Annotated in this window: 18 protein-coding genes; 9 read left to right on the top strand and 9 right to left on the bottom strand. The window is 71.6% G+C overall.

The window, feature by feature from the left end; translation table 11 throughout:
- Positions 1-1,047: a cell division protein ZapE gene (zapE, locus tag HJG52_RS03895; protein WP_171242210.1), complete on the bottom strand. Its 1,047-nt coding sequence runs from the start codon at positions 1,045-1,047 to the stop codon at positions 1-3.
- On the opposite strand from zapE, the gene HJG52_RS03900 reads away from it, so the two are divergent.
- Positions 1,046-1,771, top strand: a complete 726-nt coding sequence (locus HJG52_RS03900) for a dihydrofolate reductase family protein (RefSeq protein WP_171242211.1) — start codon at positions 1,046-1,048, stop codon at positions 1,769-1,771. The genes zapE and HJG52_RS03900 overlap by 2 nt on opposite strands.
- Positions 1,772-1,790: 19 nt before the next feature.
- Here HJG52_RS03900 and HJG52_RS03905 read toward each other — a convergent pair whose 3' ends face one another.
- Together HJG52_RS03905 and HJG52_RS03910 are read right to left on the bottom strand one after the other, a co-directional pair.
- Entirely contained in the window at positions 1,791-2,963 is a 1,173-nt protein-coding gene (locus tag HJG52_RS03905; RefSeq protein WP_171242212.1) for an alpha/beta hydrolase family protein, read from the bottom strand.
- Positions 2,963-5,140 carry an ATP-dependent DNA ligase gene (locus HJG52_RS03910; RefSeq protein WP_171242213.1) on the bottom strand — a complete coding sequence of 726 codons (2,178 nt, stop codon included), beginning with the start codon at positions 5,138-5,140 and terminating at the stop codon, positions 2,963-2,965. The genes HJG52_RS03905 and HJG52_RS03910 overlap by 1 nt, the downstream gene beginning before the upstream one ends.
- 136 nt (positions 5,141-5,276) lie before the next feature.
- Here HJG52_RS03910 and msrB point away from each other — a divergent pair, with 136 nt between their 5' ends.
- Positions 5,277-5,696, top strand: coding sequence for a peptide-methionine (R)-S-oxide reductase MsrB (gene msrB / locus HJG52_RS03915; protein WP_171242214.1), 420 nt, complete (start codon positions 5,277-5,279; stop codon positions 5,694-5,696).
- 108 nt (positions 5,697-5,804) lie between these two features.
- Here the strand turns inward: msrB and HJG52_RS03920 are convergent, their stop codons facing one another.
- Genes HJG52_RS03920 through hemG form a run of 3 tightly spaced genes read right to left on the bottom strand, consistent with a single transcriptional unit; the run spans position 5,805 to position 8,429 of the window.
- Complete coding sequence (locus HJG52_RS03920) at positions 5,805-6,239, bottom strand: DUF1810 family protein (protein WP_171242215.1); 435 nt, start codon at positions 6,237-6,239, stop codon at positions 5,805-5,807.
- 2 nt (positions 6,240-6,241) lie between these two features.
- Entirely contained in the window at positions 6,242-6,955 is a 714-nt protein-coding gene (hemQ, locus tag HJG52_RS03925; RefSeq protein WP_171242216.1) for a hydrogen peroxide-dependent heme synthase, read from the bottom strand.
- A gap of 4 nt (positions 6,956-6,959) precedes the next feature.
- Complete coding sequence (gene hemG, locus HJG52_RS03930; RefSeq protein WP_171242217.1) at positions 6,960-8,429, bottom strand: protoporphyrinogen oxidase; 1,470 nt, start codon at positions 8,427-8,429, stop codon at positions 6,960-6,962.
- A gap of 115 nt (positions 8,430-8,544) precedes the next feature.
- Between hemG and HJG52_RS03935 the strand changes: the two genes are divergently transcribed.
- Positions 8,545-9,570 carry a DUF4349 domain-containing protein gene (locus tag HJG52_RS03935; protein ID WP_171242218.1) on the top strand — a complete coding sequence of 342 codons (1,026 nt, stop codon included), beginning with the start codon at positions 8,545-8,547 and terminating at the stop codon, positions 9,568-9,570.
- Here the strand turns inward: HJG52_RS03935 and hemE are convergent.
- A complete protein-coding gene (gene hemE, locus HJG52_RS03940; RefSeq protein ID WP_240977508.1) occupies positions 9,557-10,516 on the bottom strand; it encodes a uroporphyrinogen decarboxylase in 960 nt (319 codons plus the stop codon). The genes HJG52_RS03935 and hemE overlap by 14 nt on opposite strands.
- Before the next feature lie 135 nt (positions 10,517-10,651).
- Positions 10,652-11,476, bottom strand: a complete 825-nt coding sequence (locus tag HJG52_RS03945) for an EamA family transporter (protein WP_171242220.1) — start codon at positions 11,474-11,476, stop codon at positions 10,652-10,654.
- Between the two features lie 83 nt (positions 11,477-11,559).
- Here HJG52_RS03945 and HJG52_RS03950 point away from each other — a divergent pair, with 83 nt between their 5' ends.
- The 6 genes from HJG52_RS03950 (at position 11,560) to HJG52_RS03975 (ending at position 19,889) form a co-directional block, all read left to right on the top strand.
- Positions 11,560-12,144 (top strand): DUF3000 family protein, encoded by a 585-nt coding sequence (locus HJG52_RS03950; RefSeq protein WP_171242221.1) that lies wholly within the window; start codon positions 11,560-11,562, stop codon positions 12,142-12,144.
- Positions 12,145-12,202: 58 nt separating this feature from the next.
- Complete coding sequence (locus HJG52_RS03955) at positions 12,203-13,486, top strand: ribonuclease D (RefSeq protein WP_430413323.1); 1,284 nt, start codon at positions 12,203-12,205, stop codon at positions 13,484-13,486.
- Positions 13,487-13,616: 130 nt separating this feature from the next.
- Positions 13,617-14,834, top strand: coding sequence for an acetyl-CoA C-acyltransferase (locus HJG52_RS03960; protein WP_171242222.1), 1,218 nt, complete (start codon positions 13,617-13,619; stop codon positions 14,832-14,834).
- Positions 14,831-16,936: a 3-hydroxyacyl-CoA dehydrogenase NAD-binding domain-containing protein gene (locus tag HJG52_RS03965; RefSeq protein WP_171242223.1), complete on the top strand. Its 2,106-nt coding sequence runs from the start codon at positions 14,831-14,833 to the stop codon at positions 16,934-16,936. The genes HJG52_RS03960 and HJG52_RS03965 overlap by 4 nt, the downstream gene beginning before the upstream one ends.
- Before the next feature lie 257 nt (positions 16,937-17,193).
- On the top strand, positions 17,194-17,970 hold the full coding sequence (locus HJG52_RS03970) for a 3-hydroxybutyrate dehydrogenase (RefSeq protein WP_171242224.1): 777 nt from the start codon (positions 17,194-17,196) through the stop codon (positions 17,968-17,970).
- On the top strand, positions 17,955-19,889 hold the full coding sequence (locus HJG52_RS03975) for a helix-turn-helix domain-containing protein (protein ID WP_240977159.1): 1,935 nt from the start codon (positions 17,955-17,957) through the stop codon (positions 19,887-19,889). The genes HJG52_RS03970 and HJG52_RS03975 overlap by 16 nt, the downstream gene beginning before the upstream one ends.
- Here the strand turns inward: HJG52_RS03975 and dxs are convergent.
- Positions 19,861-21,729: a 1-deoxy-D-xylulose-5-phosphate synthase gene (gene dxs / locus HJG52_RS03980; protein WP_171243060.1), complete on the bottom strand. Its 1,869-nt coding sequence runs from the start codon at positions 21,727-21,729 to the stop codon at positions 19,861-19,863. The two genes, HJG52_RS03975 and dxs, sit on opposite strands and share 29 nt — an antisense overlap.
- Between the last annotated feature and the right edge of the window lie 24 nt (positions 21,730-21,753).

Genomic DNA, 21,753 nt, shown 5'->3' on the forward strand with positions numbered 1-21,753 from the left:
TCACCGGTTGCCGTGTGCCGCGAGCGACGTGAGCCGCGAGATGGCCCGGTAGTACTTCTTGCGGTACCCCCCGGCCAGCATCTCCGGTGAGAAGATCTCGTGCAGCGGTGTCCCGCTCGCGAAGACCGGGATCTTGGCGTCGTAGAGCCGGTCGACGAGCACCACGAGCCGCAGCGCGACGGCCTGGTCGGTCACCGGTCGCACGTGGGTCCACCCCACTGCGGTGACGCCGTCGAGCATCGCCCGGTAGCGGCTCGGATGCACGGTGGACAGGTGTCGGGTCACGTCGACGAAGTGGTCGAGCAGCGCCGAGTCGGCTGCCGTGGCGGCCACGACCTCCTCCTCCGAAAGGGGTGCCGGACTGCCCAGCGCGTCGGTGTGGCGGTAGTCGGGCCCGTCGATCGTCAGCACCTCGAACCGCGACGACAACGCCTGGATCTCGCGCAGGAAGTCCTCGGCCGCGAACCGTCCTTCCCCCAAGGCGTCCGGCAGCGTGTTCGACGTCGCAGCCAGGGACACACCTGCCTCCGTCAGCCGGCCCAGCAGGGTGGCCATCAGCACCGTGTCACCGGGGTCGTCCAGCTCGAACTCGTCGATGCACACCAGCTGGTGCGTGCTCAGCGCGTCGACGGTGGGCTGGAACCCCAGTGCCCCCACGAGATTCGTGTACTCGACGAACGTTCCGAACGCCTTCGTCCCCTCCGCCGCGTGCCACAGCGACGCCAGCAGGTGCGTCTTGCCCACGCCGAACCCGCCGTCGAGGTAGATCCCCTTCGCCTCGGTCGCCTTCGCGCGGCCAAACCCCCATCGGCGCCCCGGGCGCGGACCCAGCCCATCGGCATACTCCTCGAGGCGTGCCACGGCGGCGGCCTGGCTCGGGTGCTCGGGGCCCGGCCGGTAGGTGCCGAACCGCTCGGCGTCGAAGCGCGGCGGCGGCACCAGCTCGCGGACGAGGCGGTCGCGGTCGAGTCGGGGCGAGCGTTCGGTGATGGAGCCGGGCACGCTGTGCAGCGTAATGACGGCCCGAGTGCGGCACACTGCCGCCATGCGCATCCTCCTGGGGCCAGACGGTTCCCCCGCCCTCGGCAGCGAGCTCGACGACGCGCAGCTGAGAGAGGCGTATGCCGCGCCGCCGGACCGCGCGTGGCTGCGGGTCAACTTCGTGGCGACGTTGGACGGTGCGGTCACCGGCGACGACGGGCGCTCCGGCAGCATCAACACCGAGGCCGACGGGCGCGTGTTCCGCATGCTGCGCGACCTCGCCGACGTCGTGGTGGTCGGGGCCGGCACGGTGCGCGCCGAGCAGTACCCGGTGCTGCGGGACGAGGACCCGCAGGCGCCGCCGTTCGTCGTGGTGAGCCACGCGGGTGAGCTGCCGCCGACCATCGCCGCGATGACGTCGCCACCGGGGTCGGCCCTGCTCGTGACGCGAGCCCAGGCCGACACCGCCGCCCTCGGCCGGGCGCGCGACGTGCTCGGTGACGAGCACGTGGTCATCGCGGGCGATGAGGCAGTGGACCTCGCCATCATGCGAAAGCAGCTGGAGGACAGAGGTTTTCGCGACATCCTGTCCGAAGGCGGACCCACACTCTTCGGCTGCATGCTCGAGGCCGGCATCGTCGACGAGGTTGACCTCTCGTGGGCGCCACGGATCGTCGGCGGCACCCACCAGCGGATCGTGCGGGCCGGTGACCTCACCCTCGACCTGGACCCGACCGTCCTCGTCGAGGAGGACGGCACGGTCATGGGCCGCTGGTTCGTGCGGCGCTGATCAAGCCCGGCCGCGACGATCATCGCGCCAGGAACTCGCTCACCTCGCGGTCCCACCGCACCGCGTCGACGTTCCACTCCTTGCAGTGCCGCGCGGTGTCCCAGCGGGGCATCTCCACGAGGTCCGGTCGGGCCGCGGCCAGGGCCAGCGAGGGTCCGACGGGCACGAACTCGTCGTCGAGCGAGTGGATGAGCAGCGTCCGGTGGCGCAGCTCCCCCGCCCGCGCCACCCAGTCGGTCTGGGCCACGTCGACGGCCTCGTGCACGCCGACCAGACGCCGTGCCGACCGGCGCCCCATGAGCGCCCGGCTGAGCCCACCGATGGGCGCCGGCACCCCGTTGAGCGCCGCGTGGTGGGTGAGGACGTCGGCCCAGTCGATCACCGGCGCGTCGAGCACCACCTCGGTGACCCGGTCGGCGAGGTGCGAGCGGGCCAGGGTCTGGAGCACGATCGCACCACCCATCGACCACCCCACGAGGGTGAGGTCGCGCGCTCCTGCCGACACGGCATACCGCATCGCGTCCTCGACGTCGCGCCACTCCGACAGGCCGAGGTTGTAGCGCCCGTCGGGTCCGCTGCGGGCGCCGAGGTCGTTGCGGTAGCTGGGAACCAGCACCGTGATGCCGAGCTCGTGCAGCGGCCGGATCGCCCGCAGCGTCTCGTGCCGCCGGGCACCGCGTCCGTGCACCAGCACGGCCCAGCGGTCGCTCGGCACCGCCGCCGGAACGACCCAGGCCGGCATCGTCCCCAGCTCGGTGTCGACGTCGACGTACTGCGTCGGCAGGCCCAGCGAACGGTCCGGCGGAGAGGCATAGTAATAGGGGTTCCAGCGGCCGAATCCCGGTGCCAGGTGGCCGAAGTCGAGCCCGAGCACCTCCCGCCGCACGCGGCCCTTCGACTCATCGAGGTCGACGATGTCACCGAGGCGCACGTGACCGTGCTCGCGGTCGAGCCAGAGGCCGTAGCGCCCCGGCACGACGGTCTCGGGCGTGACGTCGAGGGTGACGGTGTCCCGCTCGACGGTGAGGATCGAGGTGTCGTCCGGACGTCGCCGGTCAGGGGTGAGGACCCGACGGGCGAAGTATGCCGCGGCGCCGAGGCTGCTGGCCGCCGCCGTCGCGGCCAGGGCACCACCGGCGATGGCGCCGGCTGCGGCCGCCTTGCGCGCCGCTACCCGCTGGGGCGTGCCCATCACTGCTCCCCGTCGCCGAGCACCTCGGCGAGGTCGAAGCTGACCGGTTCCTCGAGCTGCTCGTAGGTGCACGACCGCGGGTCACGGTCGGGGCGCCAGCGCGCGAACTGCGCGGTGTGGCGGAACCGGATGCCCTCCATGTGGTCGTAGCGGACCTCGACCACCCGCTCGGGCCGCAGCGGCGTGAACGACAGGTCCTTGCCCGCGTTCCAGCGGCTGCCGGCACCGCTGGTCGGGGTGCGGCTGCCCATCTCCGGCTCGGCCCACGCCCACGGGTGGTCGCTGAAGTCGGTGACGAGCGGCTGGAGCTCCTCGAAGAGCTCCTTGCGGCGGGCCATCGGGAAGGCCCCGATGACGCCGACGCTCTGGAGCGTGCCGTCGTCGGTGTAGAGGCCGAGCAGCAGCGACCCGATCGCGTCGGGGCCGCTCTTGTGGGTGCGGTAACCCGCGACCACGCAGTCGGCCGTGCGCTCGTGCTTGATCTTGAGCATGAGTCGCTTGTCGGGGACGTAGGCGATGTCGAGGGGCTTGGCGATGACGCCGTCGAGCCCGGCCCCCTCGAACTGCTCGAACCACTCCTGCGCCACGTCGGGGTCGCGGGTGGCGCGGGTGAGGAACACCGGTGCCTGCGCGTCGGCCAACGCGGTCTCCAGTGCCTCGCGCCGCTGCTCGAACGGCAGCCCCATGAGGTCGTCGCCGCCGAGGGACAGGAGGTCGAAGGCCACGAAGCTGGCCGGTGTCTCGACCGCCAGCTTCTTGACCCGGCTGGCCGCGGGGTGGATGCGCTGCTGGAGCGCGTCGAAGTCGAGCCGGTCCCCCGTCTCGGGACTGATGAGGACGATCTCGCCGTCGATGACGGCCTGGTCGGGGAAGTTGGCCTTGACCGCCTCGACCACCTCCGGGAAGTAGCGCGTCATCGGCTTCTCGTTGCGGCTGCCGATCTCGACCTCGTCACCCGAGCGGAAGATGATCGACCGGAAACCGTCCCACTTCGGCTCGAAGAGGTGCTCGCCGTCGCGCGGGATCGCCTTGACCGGCTTGGCCAGCATCGGTGGCACCGGCGGCACGACCGGGCCCCACAGCTTGCGCAGGTCGGCGTCGCGGTCGGCCTTCGGCGTCATGTACTCATCGTCGGTCTTGTCCTTGCGGCGCTTGCTCGGCTGCACCCGCGGCGGTTCTCCCGGCATCTTCGGGTAGTCCGGCGGGAAGTTCAGCTCACCCAGCCCGCGCTCGTGGACGTCCTTGTCCCACAAGACAATCGCCGTCGACACGTCACCGACGGCCTCGTCCATCCCCGCCCACGCGTCGCCGTCGGATGCGAGGATCCCCGGCACCGTCCGGACGGTGAAGTCCGCAGGGGTGACGTCGCGCAACGCCTCCCAGCTCACCGGCATACTCACCGGCGCACCCGGCAGGGGGCGCGGGCTGTAGGCAGACGCGATGGTGCGGTCACGACACGCCTGGTTGAAGTCGACGAAGACGCGCTCGCCCCGCTCCTCCTTCCACCAGCTCGTGGTGACGAGGTCGGGCAGGCGACGCTCGAGCTCGCGCGCGATGCCGATGACGCCGTGGCGCACGTCGAGGAACTCGTGCGTCGGCGCCACCCGCACGAAGACGTGGACGCCCCGGTTGCCGGACGTCTTGGCCCACCCCGTGAGCCCGATCTCGGCGAGCACCTCGCGCAGGGCGTATGCCGCCTCGACCGCGTCCTTGAAGTCGCGCCCCGGTTGGGGGTCGAGGTCGATCCGCAGCTCGTCCGGGTTGTCGACGTTGTCGGTCCGCACGGGCCAGGGGTGAAAGGTGACGGTGTTCATCTGCACCGCCCAGACGGCGGTGGCCGGTTCGTCGACGACGACCTGGAGGTGCTTGCGCCCGCTGGGGTAGGTGCACATCACCGGCTCGACGAACGAAGGCATGCCCTTGGGCGGGTTCTTGGTCCAGAACTCCTCACCCGTGATGCCCTCGGGGAACCGCTGGAGCGTGACCGGGCGGTGCACGAGGGCGCGCATGAGACCGTCGGTGACGTCCACGGCATACTGCGCGAGCTGGAGCTTGGTGACACCGCCCGGCGTGGCCTCGTCGTCGGGCCAGATCAGCCGGTCCGGGCTCGAGATCCGCACCTGCCGGGAGCCGTCGGGGCCGCCGGGAACCTCGATCTCGGTCGCCTTCGCTGCCATGATCGCGAGCCTAGTCGGACGTGTCCGGCGTCACGGGACCATTTCCGGCGCGCGTAGCGTTGCAGCCAGTGCCACCAAGAAGTGCCCACCCACCGAACCGGGCCATCTGAGTCCAGGAAGGCAACGAACCGTGAGCATGAAGAGCACCGACCGCGAGTACGCCGTGACCAAGACCGACGACCAGTGGCGCGAGGAGCTGTCGCCGGCGGAGTACCAGGTGCTGCGTCAGGCCGGCACCGAGCGGCCGTTCGTCGGCGAGTACACCGACACCAAGACCGAGGGCGTCTACGCCTGTCGCGCCTGCGGCGCCGAGCTGTTCACCTCGGACACCAAGTTCGACAGCCACTGCGGCTGGCCGTCCTTCTACACCCCGCTCGCCGGCGACACCGTCGAGTACATCGAGGACAACAGCCTCGGCATGAAGCGGGTCGAGGTCCGCTGCGCCAACTGTGGCAGCCACCTCGGGCACGTCTTCGAGGGCGAGGGCTACGACACCCCGACCGACCAGCGGTTCTGCATCAACAGCATCAGCCTCACCCTGCGCCCCAAGCCCTGACCTCAGCTTTTACGCGTCATGCGGGAAAGCTGGCTTCGCTCGCGTTAGTAGACCGAGCGAACCTCACAGTCCCCGAGTGAAGTCGCCGTGGCTGACGGTCGTTCGGCGTCACAACCGGACGATCGTCGCCGGGTCCTCCTGGCCACCGAAGTACTGGTCGAGCACGGAGCGGAACACGGCCCGGTCGTCGTCGTGCTCGGCCGCGTGGGCGAACAACGTCATCGACGAACGCAGCTTGACCGCGTCGATGCCACCCATGACGGCCTCGGCATCGCCCGCGCCGAGGTCGGCCAGCGCCTGCGCGCACTCCAGGAGCCGCGGGCCGAGCACCGGGTGGGCGAGGTAGTCGCGCGCCCCCTGCACACCGCTCAGCGCGTACCGCTGCGCCATGTCCGAGCGGCCCAGCCCGGCGACCTGCGGGAAGACGAACCACATCCAGTGGCTGCGCTTGCGCCCGGAGCGCAGTTCGGCGAGAGCCGCGGCATACGTGTCGCCTGCGTCCTGCGCGGCGACGAAGTGGGACAGGTCCGCGGGGCCGGCCACGGTCAGCGCAGCGCCTGGACGAGGTCGGCGACAGCGACTCGCCGACCGGTGTGGAAGGGGATCTCCTCGCGCACGTGCCGCCGCGCGCCGGACGCGCGCAGCTCGCGCATGAGGTCGACGATGCGGTGCAGCTCCGGCGCCTCGAACGCCAGGACCCACTCGTAGTCGTTCAGCGCGAAGCTGGAGATCGTGTTGGCCCGCACGTCGGGGAAGTCACGCGCCTGCTGCCCGTGCTCGCGCAGCATGTCGCGCCGCTCGGCGTCGGGCAGGAGGTACCACTCGTAGGACCGGACGAACGGGTAGACGCACAGCCACTCACCCGGCTGCTCGTCGGCGAGGAACGCCGGGATGTGGCTCTTGTTGAACTCGGCCGGGCGGTGCAGCGCCGCCGCCGACCAGGTGCACTCGAGCAGCGAGCCGAGACCGGTGCGCAGCAGCGCGCGGTAGGCGGCCTGCAGGTCTTCCATCTTCTCGGCGTGCCACCAGACCATGAAGTCGGCGCCCGCGCGCATGCCACCGAGGTCGTAGACGCCGCGCGTCACGACACCCTGCTCCTCCAGCGAGGCGAACAGCTCGTCGACCTCCTTGGCCATGACGTCGCGGTCGTCGCCGAGCGGCGCCGTCACCTCGAACACCGACCACAGGGCGTACCGGATCGTCTCGTTGATCTCGCGGATGCGGGCTGCGTTGGGGTTGCCGGGGTGTGGAGCGCTCATGTTCTCATTGTCGCTCGCCCGTGCGCCCGTCGCGCAGGTGGGTCAGGACGCCCGCGGCCGCCGCGCGCCCGCTCGCGATGCAGGCGGGGACGCCAACCCCCTGGTATGCCGCGCCGGCGACTTCCAGCCCCGGCTCACCCTGCACCCCGCGCAGGATGCGGTCCACCCGGTCGACGTGCCCGACGGTGTACTGCGGCAGCGCACCGCCCCACCGTTGCACGTGCGCGTCCACGACTCGTGGCAGCTGGCCGCCCAGTGCCTCGCTGACCTCGGCCACCGCGATGGCGACGAGCTCGTCGTCCGGTCGGTGCAGGTCCGAGGTCTCCTCGTAGCGACCCACCGAGGCGCGCAGGAACAACAGGTCATCGGCCGCGTCGGCGACCCAGCCCCATTTGCTCGAGCTGAAGGTGCTCGCCTTGATGGTGCGGCCGTCGACGGCCGGAACGAGGAAGCCCGAACCGGGCAGTGTCGCAACGGGATCCGCGCCCGGGTCGCGGGCCACGGCCAGCGAGATGATGGCCATCGAGGCGTACGGGATGTCGGCCAGCTCGCGCGCCACCTCGGGCAGCAGCGGTGCCAACAGCTTGCTCGTCGGCGTCGCCGGGACGGCCAGGACCACCGCGTCGGCGTCGATGCGCTCCGGGCTGGGACGCGGTCCCACGACGACCGACCAGCCTGCCCCTGCCACACCGTCTCCGGCCGGCGTCCGATGGAGCTCACGGGCGATGGTGCCGCTGCGGATCGTCACGCCAGCCGCGCGCAGCTGCTCAGCCAGCGCCTCGGCCAGCCTCCCGATGCCACCGTCGACACCGGCGAACACCGGGGCCGGGGCGCCGTCCCTGGCGGCGGACGACGCGGCAGCCGCCGAAGCAACGACACGCGCCGCGGTTGTGAGCGACTCGCCCGCCTGCGCCGCGGCATACACCTGTGGCAGGCAGGCCTGGAGCGACAGCGACCGCGCCTGCCCGGCGTAGACACCGCCGAGCAACGGCTCGACGAGACGGTCGACCACGGCGTCACCGAGGCGTCGCCCGACGTATTCGCCAACCGAGACATCGGTGAAATCGCCTGTGTGCCAAGGAGTTTCGTGTTCAGCGCGCTCGACCTCGGCCGGGACGAGGATGCCCGCGGCCGACGCCGGGTCCGCCGGGATCCCCATCAGCGTGCCCCGGGGCATCGCGTGCAGCGCTCCCCTGCTCCAGATCGAGGCCCCGACGGGCGCGGGGTGCACCATCGCGTCGCCCAGCCCGGCCTCGTCGATCAACGACACTGCCTCCGGCCGACGCGCCAGGACCGACTCGGCGCCGACGTCGATCGCGATTCCGGCCACCGGCTCGCGCCGCAGCTTGCCCCCGGGCCGGTCGGCGGCGTCCAACACGGTCACCGTGATGTCCGCATCCGCACGCGAAAGCTCCCAGGCGCAGGCAAGCCCGGCGATCCCTCCGCCGATGACGACGACCCGTGACCCATTCATGCGTCCACTGTTTCAAGACCGTGACTGTTTCGACACCACCGGGTGGGAACGTCGGCTCCACTGACCGAGTCGCAGCGGTGTCCAGCAGATCTCGCAGCCAGCCAGGGAGCCAGTCATGAAACGTCCGCACGCCCGCAGCATCGTCCTCGTCTCCACCGCAGCCGCCGCACTCCTGGCCCTCACCGCTTGTGGGGGCTCGGTCAACGACAGCTCCGCCGGGACCGTCGCGTCCGACTCGGCCGCCCGCGCCCCAGATGCCAAGAACCCCAACGGTTTGGCAGCCACCGAGCAGGGTGCACCGGCCGCACCGGAATCAGGTGGCGGCAACGCCAGTGGCTCGCAGTCCTCCACGGCCAAGCCCGGCTCGAACGCCGTGAGCCCCGCCAGCCTGCGGGCCGCCCAACAGCAGCTGGCCCGCCGCGCCTCGGTCGCACTCGAGGTGAAGAACATCAACGAGGCGGTTGCCAAGGTCCGGTCCACCACCATCGCCGCCGACGGCATCGTCCTCGCCGAGAACATCGGCACAGCCGACAAGGACGCGCCCCTCGCCGACAGCAGCCAGCTGACTGCGACGACCTACGGCGAGATCACCGTGTCCGTGCCGTCGAGCAAGCTCGACGCCGTGGTCGCCGACCTCGGCTCGGTCGGGAAGGTGATCCGGTCGACCAGCTCGAGCGAAGACGTCGGCAGCCAGATCGTCGACACGCAGTCCCGGCTGGAGACCATGCGCGTCAGCATCGAGCGGGTTCGGGGCTACCTCGCGAACGCCAAGGACCTCAACCAGACCGTCGCCCTCGAGGCCGAGCTGACGCGTCGCCAGGCCGACCTGGAGTCGATGGAGGCGCAGCTCGCCGCCCTCAAGGACAGCGTCGCGATGTCGCCGGTGCAGGTGAGCCTGACGACGCGTCCCGAGGTCATCGCCCCCGCCGGCACCACCGACGACGCCGGGTTCCTCGCCGGCCTCAAGGGCGGTTGGAAGGCCTTCACCGCCTCGGTCCAGGTGGTGCTGACCATCCTCGGCGCGTTGCTGCCGTTCGCCGTGCTGTTCGCGCTCGTCGGCGTCCCGGCGTGGTTGTGGTGGCGGCGCCACCGCCCGGCCCGCACCGCGCCGGCAGCGAACGCGACGCCTAGCGCTGGCTGACCTCGTGGACCAGCTCGACCACGCGGGTGAGCACCCCGGGGTCGGTGGTCGGCAGCACGCCGTGGCCGAGGTTGAAGATGTGCCCCGGTGCCGTCTTCCCCTCGGCCACGATGCTGCGCACCTTGGCCGCCAACGGTTCCCACGGCGCAAAGAGGAGCGCCGGGTCGAGGTTGCCCTGCACGGCATACCTATCGCCGAGGCGGGAGATCGCGTCGGTGAGGGACACGCGGTAGTCGACGCCCACGACGTCGGCGCCCGCGGCGCCCATGGCCGGGAGCAGCTCGCCGGTGCCGACCCCGAAGTGGATGGTGGGTATGCCGCGTGCCTCCACGGCCGCGAGCGCGGCGGCCGAGTGGGGCTGGACGAAGCGTTCGTAGTCGGCGCGCGGGAGGGCGCCGACCCAGGAGTCGAACAGCTGCACGGCTGACGCACCGGCGGCGGCCTGGACGTCGAGGAAGGCGCCGGAGATCTGGGCGAGCCGGGCGCACAGGTCGTTCCAGAGCTGGGGGTCGCCGTACATCAGGGCCTTGGTGTGCTCGTGGTTCTTGCTCGGTCCGCCCTCGACGAGGTAGCTGGCCAAGGTGAACGGGGCCCCGGCGAAACCGATCAGTGGCGTCGCTCCCAGCTCGCCGACGAGCTGCTGCACGGCCTCGGTGATGTAGGGCACGAGGTCGGGGGTGAGCTCGGGCAGCCGATCGAGGTCGGCGCGCGAGCGGACGGGCTGGGCGATCACCGGGCCGACGCCGGCCTTGATCTCGAGGTCGACCCCGACCGCCGCGAGCGGAACCACGATGTCGGAGAAGAAGATCGCCGCGTCGACGCCGTGACGGCGCACCGGCTGGAGCGTGATCTCCGTGACGAGGTCCGGGGTGCGGCAGGCCTCGAGCATCTCGGTGTCGGCACGGGCCTCGCGGTACTCGGGCAGCGAGCGCCCGGCTTGGCGCATGAACCACACCGGGGTGTGCGTCACCGGCTCACGGCGGGCAGCGCGGACGAGGGTCGAGTCGTGCGGGGAGGTCACGGCGGCAAGTGTCGCACGCACCGGGCCGCGCTCCGTCCGCGCATCCGCGTCGCACGTCCCTCAGAGCGCGATCACCGCGGCACCGACGAGCGACAGCACAGCCCCCACCTGCTGCACGACCCGCAGCCGCTCGCCGAGGACCAACCGCGCGAGCACGATCGTGACCACCGGGTAGAGCGAGGCGAGGACGCTGGCCACGCTGACCTGCCCCCGGCTGCTGGCGAGCCCGAAGAGGAAGTTGGCCGCCATGTCGGCACAGCCGATGAGGGTCAGTGCCGGCACCTCTCGGGCCACCACCCCACCCGTGCGACGCAGCGCCAGGGCCAAGGTCGCGAAGAGGACGAACGACGTCCCGCGCATGCCCCACAGGGTCATCAACGTCGAGGTCTGGGCGCCCCGGTCGATGCAGAAGAGGGCGAACCCGAACCCGACCGCGGCGACACCGGCCAGCACCACCGGCCGGGCCGACACCGCTCCCGACAGCTCGGGGCCGGAGGCCAGCGTCACCCCGACGATCGCGACCACCATCCCGACCCAGGTCCAGGCGGCCGGCTCGTCACCCGTCGCGACGCCGAGCAGCACCGGCACGGCCACGCCCAGCGCCGCGATCGGTGCGACGACCCCCATGGTCCCGGTCGCGAGCGCGGTGTAGAAGCAGACGAGACCCGTGAGGCCGGACAGCCCCGCCGCGACCGACCACAGCGGCCACCCCGTCCACGGCACGTCACCCAGCCGGAAGAGCACGACGCCCGACACGACGGCGAAGGCCAGCGACTGGGTCCAGCCGACCACCGCGAGCGGCGGGCGGCGGCGCGAGAACAGGCCGGCGAAGAAGTCCGACGTCCCCCAACAGGCGCTGGACGCGAGAGCGAGCAGGGCGACCACGGGAGGCAACGCTAGCTGGACGCGACACCCCGCGCGGCGCGGCGTTCACCGTGATAACGCGCCACCCGGCATACCCTCGTCTGGTGGGCAGCCGAACGGTCCCTGGAGACCACTCCCCCGAGTTCACGCAGGCGTTGACCGATCTGCGTGGAGCGCGGTTGCGCCCCGAGATCCGGCTCACCGAGGTGCCCGCACCGCAACGGATCGCCCCGTATGCCGTGGCGCTCACGGCCGAGGTCGTGGGCGCCGCCGCGGACGAGGACGAGCTGGCGTCGGGACGGTTCGTGCTGCTGCACGACCCCTCGATCCCGGACCCGTGGGACGGCGCCTGGCGGGCAGTGACGTTCGCGCGCGCCGAGCTCGAGCCGGAGCTCGCCAGCGACCCGATGCTCGGCGCGGTCGGGTGGTCCTGGCTGACCGACGCGCTGGACGGGCACCACGTGGGTTACACCGCCGAGGCGGGCACGGTCACGCGGGTCGTGTCGGAGAGCTTCGCCGGCCTGGCGGACCGTCCCGCGAGCGTCGAGATGGAGGTGCGCGCGTCGTGGACCCCGGTGTCCGGCAACGTCGGTGACCACCTCCTGGCCTGGTCCGACCTGCTGTGCACCATCGCCGGGCTGCCGCCGCTGCCCGAGGGTGTCATCGCCCTGCCGGGGCCACGGCGCTGACCCTGCGTGCGGCGCTGGATCCCGGTGGTTGCAACCGGGAACCAGATAGGTTGGAACGGTGACCGACACCGACGACGAGCTCGAGGCCGGGCCGCTCGTCGACACTCCCACCGCGGACGAGGACGTCGACGCGACGCCCGCGGTCCAGCTCATCCCCCTCGACATGCCTGCGGACGGCGTGCCGCCCGTGATCGACAGCGAACGCGGCCTCGACGAGGCCGCGGCGGCGATCCGGGCCGGCGAGGGTCCGGTGGCCCTCGACGCCGAACGCGCCAGCGGTTACCGCTACGGCCAGCGGGCCTACCTCGTGCAGGTGCGCCGCGACGGCTCGGGGACCTGGCTCATCGACCCGATCGCGGTGCCCGACCTGACGCCGCTCGACGATGCTATTGGCAACGCCGAGTGGATCCTGCATGCCGCGACCCAGGACCTGCCGTGCCTCGCGGAGGTGGGCCTGCGCCCCCGGCAGCTGTTCGACACCGAGCTCGCCGGTCGGCTGCTCGGCCTGCCGCGCGTCGGACTCGCCGCGGTGGTCGAGCACTACCTCGGGCTCTCGCTCGCCAAGGAGCACTCCGCCGTCGACTGGTCGACGCGCCCCCTGCCCGAACCGTGGCTGCGGTATGCCGCGCTCGACGTCGAGGTGCTGGTCGAGCTGCGCAACCTCATGGGTGTCGACCTGGCCAAGCAGGGCAAGGACGGCTGGGCGCGTGAGGAGTTCGAGGCGCTGCTCGACTTCACCGGCCCGGCTCCGCGCGTCGACCCGTGGCGCCGGACCTCCGGCATGCACAAGGTGCGTCACCGCCGCACCGTCGCCGTCGTCCGCGAGCTGTGGGAGGCACGCGACGCCATCGCCCGCGACCGCGACGTGTCCCCCGGCCGGGTCCTGCCCGACGCGGTGCTCGTCGAGATCGCCATGGCTGGGCCACGCAGCCCCGACCAGCTGCCCGGTGGCCACCGGTCGATCCGCCGCTACCAGCGGCAGTGGTTGTCGGCGGTGTCGCGCGCCAATGCCCTGGCCGAGGACGAGCTGCCGCCGATGACCCTGCGTTCGGACGGGCCGCCGCCCGCACGCGCCTGGGCCGAGCGCGACCCGGTCGCGGCAGCCCGGCTCGCCGACACCCGGGCGGGCCTCACCGCCTTCGCGGCCGAGCACGACATCCCGGTCGAGAACGTCATGTCGCCCGAGCCGTTGCGCCGCGTCGTGTGGACACCACCGTCGGACCGGTCCGAGGGGGGTTTCACCACCGCGTTGCGCGGCCTGGGTGCCCGCGGCTGGCAGACCCGGATCGTCGCGCCCCTGCTCGCCAAGGCGTTCGCCGACCACCCGGACACCGACGCCTGACGGGCCGCGGCCGCGGTGACGGCTCTCACGCCGGGGCCCCGGTGACCGACACGGTTACTCGCGGGTAGCATCGCAGGCGTACGCACCGGCATACCGGTGTCTCACCCACACCCCACAAGGGAGGCCATCCGTGCCCCGCACTCTGCGTGAGGTCGTGTTCGTCGACGGCGTTCGCACGCCGTTCGGCAAGGCCGGGGACAAGGGCATCTACGCCCAGACCCGCGCCGACGACCTCGTCATCAAATGCATCCGTGAGCTCATGCGCCGCCACCCCGAGCTGCCGCCGGAGCGGGTCGAGGAGGTCGCGATCGCGGCCACGACCCAGATCGGCGACCAGGGGCTCACGCTGGGTCGCATCGCGGCCCTGCTGTCGGGCCTGCCGAAGACCACACCCGGCTACTCGATCGACCGCATGTGCGCCGGCGCGATGACCGCGGTGACGACGACCGCGAGCTCGATCGCCTTTGGTGCCATCGACATCGCCATCGCCGGTGGTGTCGAGCACATGGGCCGGCACCCCATGGGTGAGGGCGTCGACCCCAACCCGCGGATCGTCGCCGAGAAGCTCGTCGACCCGTCCGCACTCGTCATGGGCTCGACGGCGGAGAACCTGCACGACCGGTTCCCCGAGATCACCAAGGAGCGCAGTGACGCGTATGCCGTGTCGAGCCAGGAGAAGCTCGCGAAGGCGTATGCGAACAACCAGGTGCAGCCCGACCTCGTGCCCGTGGCGACGCGCCACCAGGAGCAGGGTTGGGGCCTCGCGACGCAGGACGAGCCGCCGCGACCCGGCACCACGATGGACGACCTCGCCGCGCTCAAGACGCCGTTCCGCCCGCACGGCAACGTGACCGCGGGCAACGCGGCCGGGCTCAACGACGGCGCCACCGCGTGCATCCTCGCCTCCGCCGAGACCGCCGAGGAGCTCGGGCTGCCGGTGCGGATGCGGCTCGTGGACTTCGCGTTCGTCGGCGTCGAGCCGGAGGTGATGGGTGTGGGCCCGATCCCCGCGGCGGAGAAGGCGCTCGGCAAGGCCGGGCTGTCGATCGACGACATCGGGCTGTTCGAGCTGAACGAGGCGTTCGCCGTGCAGGTGCTCGCCTTCCTCGACCACTTCGGCATCGCCGACGACGACGAGCGGGTCAACAAGTACGGCGGCGCCATCGCCACCGGCCACCCGCTGGCGTCGTCCGGTGTGCGGCTCATGACGCAGCTGGCGCGCCAGTTCGAGGAGCACCCCGAGGTGCGTTACGGCATGACCGCGATGTGCATCGGTATCGGCATGGGTGGCGCGGTGATCTGGGAGAACCCCCACCACGCCGACTACGGCAAGGAGGTCGCCGCATGAGCGACGAGAAGACGTTCGAAGAGGTCGTGACCCACACGCCCGTGCGCGACATCGCGCTGCCGGGAGGCGCGGGCACCCTTGCCCTCATCACCCTCGACAACGGGTTCGACCACACCAAGCCGAACACGTTCGGTCCGGCCACCATCGAGGGGCTCAGCACGGTCGTCGCCGACCTGCGCAAGCGTGCCGAGGCCGGTGAGATCCAGGCCGTCGGCATCACCGGCAAGCCGTTCATCTTCGCCGTCGGTGCCGACCTCAAGGCCGTGTCGCAGGCGCACACCCGCGAGCAGGCGCTCGAGGTCGCCCGAGCCGGCCACGCGGCATTCGGCGCCATCATGGACTTACCGGTGCCGACCTTCGCGTTCGTCAACGGTGCCGCGATGGGTGGCGGCGTCGAGATCGCGCTGGCGGCCGACTACCGCACCATCTCCGCGGGCGTGCCCGCGCTGGCGCTGCCCGAGACGTTCCTCGGCCTTGTGCCCGGGTGGGGCGGCTGCTGGCTGCTGCCGAACCTCGTCGGCGTGCAGAACGCGCTCAAGGTCATCATCGACAACCCCATGAACATGAACCGCATGCTCAAGGGGCCGCAGGCGTTCGAGCTCGGGATCGCCGACGCGATGTTCGAGCCTGCCGACTTCCTCGAGGAGTCGCTGCTGTGGGCCGCAGGCGTCGTCAAGGGTGACACCACGGTGCAGCGGCCCGAGGTCGACCGCGACGAGGCGTCGTGGGAGGCGGCCGTGAAGACGGCCAAGGGGGTCGTCGACCTCAAGACGGGCGGGCAGGCGCCCGGTCCGTATGCCGCGCTGAAGCTGGTCTCGGCCGCGCGCACGGCTTCGCGGGACGAGGGTTTCGCGGCGGAGGACGAGGTGCTCGCCGACCTGGTCATGGGTGACGAGCTGCGCGCAGGCCTGTACTCGTTCGACCTCGTGCAGCGGCGGGCCAAGCGCCCTGCCGGCGCGCCCGACAAGGCGCTGGCGCGCAAGGTCACCAAGGTCGGCATCGTCGGCGCCGGGCTCATGGCGAGCCAGCTCGCGCTGCTGTTCGCCAAGAACCTCGAGGTGCCGGTCGTGATGACCGACCTCGACGAGGAGCGCGTCGCCAAGGGCGTGGGCTACGTCCACGGCGAGGTCGACAAGCTGCTCGCCAAGGGCCGTCTCGGCGCCGACAAGGCCAACCGGCTCAAGGGCCTGGTGACCGGCGCGACGTCCAAGGACGGGTTTGCGGACGCCGACTTCGTGCTCGAAGCGGTCTTCGAGGAGATGTCGGTCAAGAAGCAGGTCTGGCAGGAAGTGGAAGCAGTGGTCGAGCCGACTGCGGTCCTGGCGACCAACACGAGCTCGCTGTCGATCACCGAGATGGCGTCCGACCTGGAGCACCCCGAGCGGGTCGTGGGCTTCCACTTCTTCAACCCGGTGGCGGTCATGCCCCTGCTCGAGATCATCAAGGGCGAGCAGACCGACGACGCTACTCTCGCAACGGCTTTCGCCACCGGCAAGGGCCTGAAGAAGACGACGATCCTCGTCAAGGACTCCCCCAGCTTCATCGTCAACCGGCTCCTCGGCCGGTTCATGGGCGAGGTCGCGAAGGTCGTCGACGAGGGGACGCCGATCGAGGTCGCGGACAGGGCGTTCGCCGGTCTCGCGCCGATGCCGCCGTACGTCCTGCTCGGTCTCGTCGGCCCGGCGATCGCGTTGCACAACAACGAGACGCTGGCCAAGGCCTTCCCCGACCGCTTCTACGTGTCGGAGAACCTGCGCAAGCTGGTGGCCGCCAAGAAGCCGGCGATCTACATCTGGCCCGAGGGCAAGCCGGTCGTCGACCCCGAGGTCGAGGCGCTGTTCGACAAGCCGGCCGACCCGGTGGTGCTGACCACGGAGGAGGTCCGCGAGCGGGTGCTCGGTGTCCTCGCCGACGAGGCACGCCGGATGCTCGACGAGGGCGTCGCGCAGGCCCCGATGGACCTCGACCTGGCGATGATCACCGGTGCCGGGTTCCAGTTCTGGAACGGCGGCCTCACCCCGCTGCTCGACCGTGAGGGTGTGTCCGAGAAGGTCACCGGCCAGCGGTTCCTGCCGCCGGGTGTGGCCAGCGTCCCCGCCTGACGCGACTCGGTGCCGCTGGGGCGGCATCCGGCCGCGATCCGGCGCCGGTATGCCGACCGGCCGGCAACGAGTGGAGGCGCGCCCCACTCGTTGCCGGCCACGCGGCATACCCACGTCATCTGACGCCTCCGTGCCGAGCGTGCCCTAACGAGTGGTGGACGACCGCAGACTGGTCCGTCCGCACACCACAGGTTCGGGGGCAACTGTGGTCCGGCGCCACATGCCTGCCGGTGGGCGCCAGACCTAGTCTCGCCGTCATGCCGATGACGCCCGCGCTGCTCGACCTGTCCGGACGCACCGCGCTCGTCACGGGGGCCGCCAGCGGCATCGGGGCCGCCTGCGTCGACCGGCTCGCCGCCGCGGGCGCCAAGGTGTACGCCGTCGACCGCGACTCCGCGGCCCTCGACGAGCTGGGTGCGCGGCTGGGTGGCGCATCGAGCGTGGTCCCCCTCGTGACGGACCTGGCCGACCTCGATGCGGTCGACGCCCTGCCAACCGACGCGGACGTGCTCGTCAACAACGCGGGCATCCAGCACGTCAGCCCGATCGAGGAGTTCCCGACCGACACCTGGGACCTCATCATCCGGCTCATGCTGACCTCGCCCTTCCGCCTCGTCCGGCGCACGCTCCCCCACATGTACGCCCAGGAGTGGGGCCGCATCATCAACGTCTCGAGCGTCCACGGCCTGCGCGCCAGCGCCTACAAGTCCGCCTACGTCGCGGCCAAGCACGGCCTCGAGGGGCTGTCGAAGGTGACCGCCCTCGAGGGTGGCGAGCACGGCGTCACGAGCAACTGCGTCAACCCGGCATACGTGCGAACTCCCTTGGTGGAGAAGCAGATTGCCGACCAGGCCCGCACGCACGGCATCGACGAGGACCAGGTCGTCGAGCAGGTCATGCTCGCGCCGGTGGCGCGCAAGCGGCTGGTCGAGCCGGCCGAGGTGGCTGAGCTCGTGGCCTTCCTGTGCAGCCCGGCGGCGGAGTCGGTGACCGGGTCGTCGTTCTCCATGGATGGCGGATGGACGGCCCACTGACCGGCACCGACCTGGACTGGTACGGCGACACGGGGGTCGACGAGACCGCCTCCGCCGACCGCCCCACGACTCCCGCGAGCCGCCTAGGATCGCCTGCGATGGACGACGACGACCTCGCCCTGCGACTGCTGCGCATGCTGGCCGAGAACTCGCCCGCCTCCGAGCTCGGTGCGGTGGAGGACTCCGAGGCCCGCAGCCTGGCGTTGCGGATCCGGGCTGCCTTCGACTCCCGCGGTCGCCGCGAGGCCGAGCTGACGGCGCTCGTCGACACCGCCCGCGACCTCGCCGCCCTGCGCGACCCCAGCGGGGTGCTCGACGCGATCGTGCGCCGGGCGCGGGCCCTGCTGGGCACCGACGTCAGCTACCTCACCCTCTACGACCCGGTCGCCGGCGACACCTACATGCGCGCCACCGACGGCTCGGTGAGCGCGGACTTCCAGGCGCTGCGGCTGACCCGCGGCGACGGGCTGGGCGGCCTCGTCGCCAAGACCCACAAGCCCTACTGGAGCCCCGACTACCCCAACGACGAACGTTTCCAGCACACCGGCGCCATCGACCACGCCGTCGGCGACGAGGGGCTCATCTCCATCTGCGGCACACCCCTGCTCGTCGAGGACCAGTTCGTCGGGGTGCTCTTCGCGGCCAACCGCAGCCCGCGGCCCTTCTCCGCTGACCAGGTCGCGTTGCTCGGCTCGCTCGCAGCGCTGGCCGCCGTGTCGATCGTGCAGACCCGGACCGCCGAGGAGGTGCGCCGCCACACCCTTGGCGTCGAGCGGGCGGCCGCCGCGCACGACCGGTTCGCCGAGCTGGTCCTGGCCGGCGGTGGCGTCGACGACATCACCAAGGCCCTGGGCGACCTGCTCGGCGGCTGGGTCGTGCTGGTCGGCTCCGAGGGCGAGCTGCTCAGCAGCCACGGGTCCGTACCCCTCAGCGACGACGAGGCGTCCGCCCTGGCCACCTCACCCATCGCCCGCGAGCCGGGGGGCACCGGCCGCCTGGCACACGACCCGACCCGCGACGTGTGGGCGGTCGGCGTCAAGGCGCCACAGACTGCCCTTGGCGTGCTCGCCCTCGGCGGGGTGGGCCGGCTCGACGACGCCGACCAGCGCACGGTCGAGCGGGCCGCGGTGGTGAGCGCCCTCGTGCTGCTGTTCGAGCGCACTGCGGCGGAGGCGGAGCAGCGGGTGCGCACCGACCTGGTGTCCGACCTCGTCGGGGGCCGCGGTGAGCCACAGACCCTGGCCGCGCGGGCCCGCTCGCAGGGCATCGACCCCACCGCACCGCACGTCGTCCTCGTCGCCCACGCCGACGACGCCACTCCTCGCCGCACGTTGCTGCTCGCTGCCCATGCCGCCGCGGGGCCGGGTTCGGTGGTCGGTGAGAACGACGGTCATGTCGTGGCGCTCCTTCCCTCCACCGAACCTCAGGGCGCAGCCGCCGAGCTGGCCCGCCGCCTCACCTCGCTCGGCACCGTCACGGTGGGTGCGGCCGGACCGGTCACCCTCCTCGAGGACGTGCCGGCGGTCTGGCACGAGGCGGTCCGCACCGTGGGCGCCATGACCGCCCTCGGCCTCAGCGGTCAGGGCGCCAGCGCCACCCACCTGGGCTTCGCCGGGCTGGTGGTCGGCTCGGAGCCCAACATCGGCGACTACATCCGCAGCCAGCTCGGGCCCCTGCTCGACTACGACGAGCGTCGCGGCTCCGAGCTGGTCAAGACGTTGCGCGCCTACTTCGACGCCGGCGCCAGCCCCCGGCACGCGGCGACGACGCTGCACGTCCACGTCAACACCGTGAGCCAGCGGCTCGAACGCATCTCCTCGCTGCTGGGCAGCGACTGGCACCAGCCCGACGCCTCGCTCGAGCTCCAGCTGGCGCTGCGGCTCCTGCGCCTCAGCGAAGGCGCGACTCCAGCGACGTAGCCACCGCGTCGGCCGTCAGGCCGATCTCCTCGAGCACCTCGCCGCGCGACGCGTGGTCGAGGAACCGCTTCGGTATGCCGTGCACGTGCACCGGCACGTCGATGCCCGCCTGGCGCAGCGCGAGGGTGACGGCCGCGCCGATGCCACCGCTCTCGAGGTTGTCCTCGACGACCGCGACCGCGCCGGCCGACCGGGTCAGCTCGACGAGGTCGTCGCTCACCGGCAGCACCCACCGCGGGTCGACCGCCGTGACGGAGTGGCCCTGCGCCTCGAGCTTGGCCGCGACATCGACCGCCATCGACGCGAACGACCCGACGCCGACCACCAGCAGGTCGCACGAGTCCGGCGACGTCTCGTGCAGCACGTCGACCGTGCCGGCCTGCCGCAGGGCGGGCACCGCCGGACCCACGTCACCCTTGGGGAAGCGCAGCACCGTCGGGCCGTCGGACACCTCGAGCGCCTCGCGCAGCTGCACCCGCACCTGCTGCCCGTCCCGGGGGGCTGCGAGCCGCAGCCCGGGCACGATCGAGGAGATCGTCATGTCCCACATCCCGTTGTGCGACGGGCCATCCGAGCCTGTGACACCCGCCCGGTCGAGTACGAAGGTCACGCCCGCCTTGTGCAGCGCGCAGTCCATGAGCAGCTGGTCGAACGCCCGGTTGAGGAACGTCGCGTAGACCGCAACCACGGGGTGGAGCCCAGCGAACGCGAGCCCGCTGGCCATCGTCACGGCGTGCTGCTCGGCGATGCCGACGTCGAAGACCCGGTCGGGGTAGGCCGCGGCGAAGCCGTCGAGCCCGACGGGGATGAGCATGGCGGCCGTCAGCGCGACGACGTCGTCGCGCTCCTTACCGACCTGCACCATCTCGTCGTTGAACTCGTCGGTCCAGATGCGACCCGACACCTCGAACGGCAGCCCCGTCTCGGGGTTGATCTTGCCGATGCCGTGCATGTGGTCGTTGAGGTCGTCGAGGGCGTGCTGGTACCCGCGCCCCTTCTGGGTGATGACGTGGACCAGGACCGGGCCGCCGAAGGACCGCGCACGTCGCAGCGCCTGCTCGAGCGCCTGCTCGTCGTGGCCGTCGACCGGTCCGAGGTACTTCAGGCCCAGGTCCTCGAACATCCCTTGCGGCGCAACGATGTCCTTGAGGCCCTTCTTCATCCCGTGCAGGGTCTCGTACATCGCCCCACCCACGACCGGCGTGCGCGAAAGGGTGTTCTTGCCCCAGTCGAGGAAGCGCTCGTAGCCGCGGGTCGTGCGCAGTGTCGCCAGGTGGTCGGCGAGCCCGCCGATGGTGGGCGCGTAGGACCGCTCGTTGTCGTTGACGACGATGGTCAGGGGCAGGTCCTTGTCGGCGGCGATGTTGTTGATCGCCTCCCAGGCCATGCCGCCGGTGAGTGCCCCGTCACCGATGACCGCGACGGTATGCCGCCCACGCTCGCCGCGCAGGCGCCTCGCCTTGGCGATGCCGTCGGCCCACGACAGGGCCGTGGAGGCGTGCGAGTTCTCGACGACGTCGTGGTCGGACTCCGAACGGCTCGGGTAGCCGGACAGGCCGCCGGACTTCTTGAGCCGGCTGAAGTCGTGCCGTCCGGTGAGCAGCTTGTGCACGTAGGACTGGTGGCCCGTGTCGAAGACGATCGTGTCGTTCGGGCTGTCGAAGACGCGGTGCAGCGCGATGGTCAGCTCGACGACGCCGAGGTTGGGGCCCAGGTGGCCGCCGGTCTTGGACACCTCGGCCACGAGGAACGTGCGAACCTCCTCGGCCAGCTCCGTGAGCTGCGCAGGGCTGAGCGCCTTGAGGTCGGCCGGGCTCGTGATGGTCTCGAGCAGTGCCACCGGGATGCGTCCTTTCGCCGGGTC

This window comes from Knoellia koreensis (assembly GCF_013041615.1).
GTDB classification, from domain to species: Bacteria; Actinomycetota; Actinomycetes; order Actinomycetales; family Dermatophilaceae; genus Pedococcus; species Pedococcus koreensis.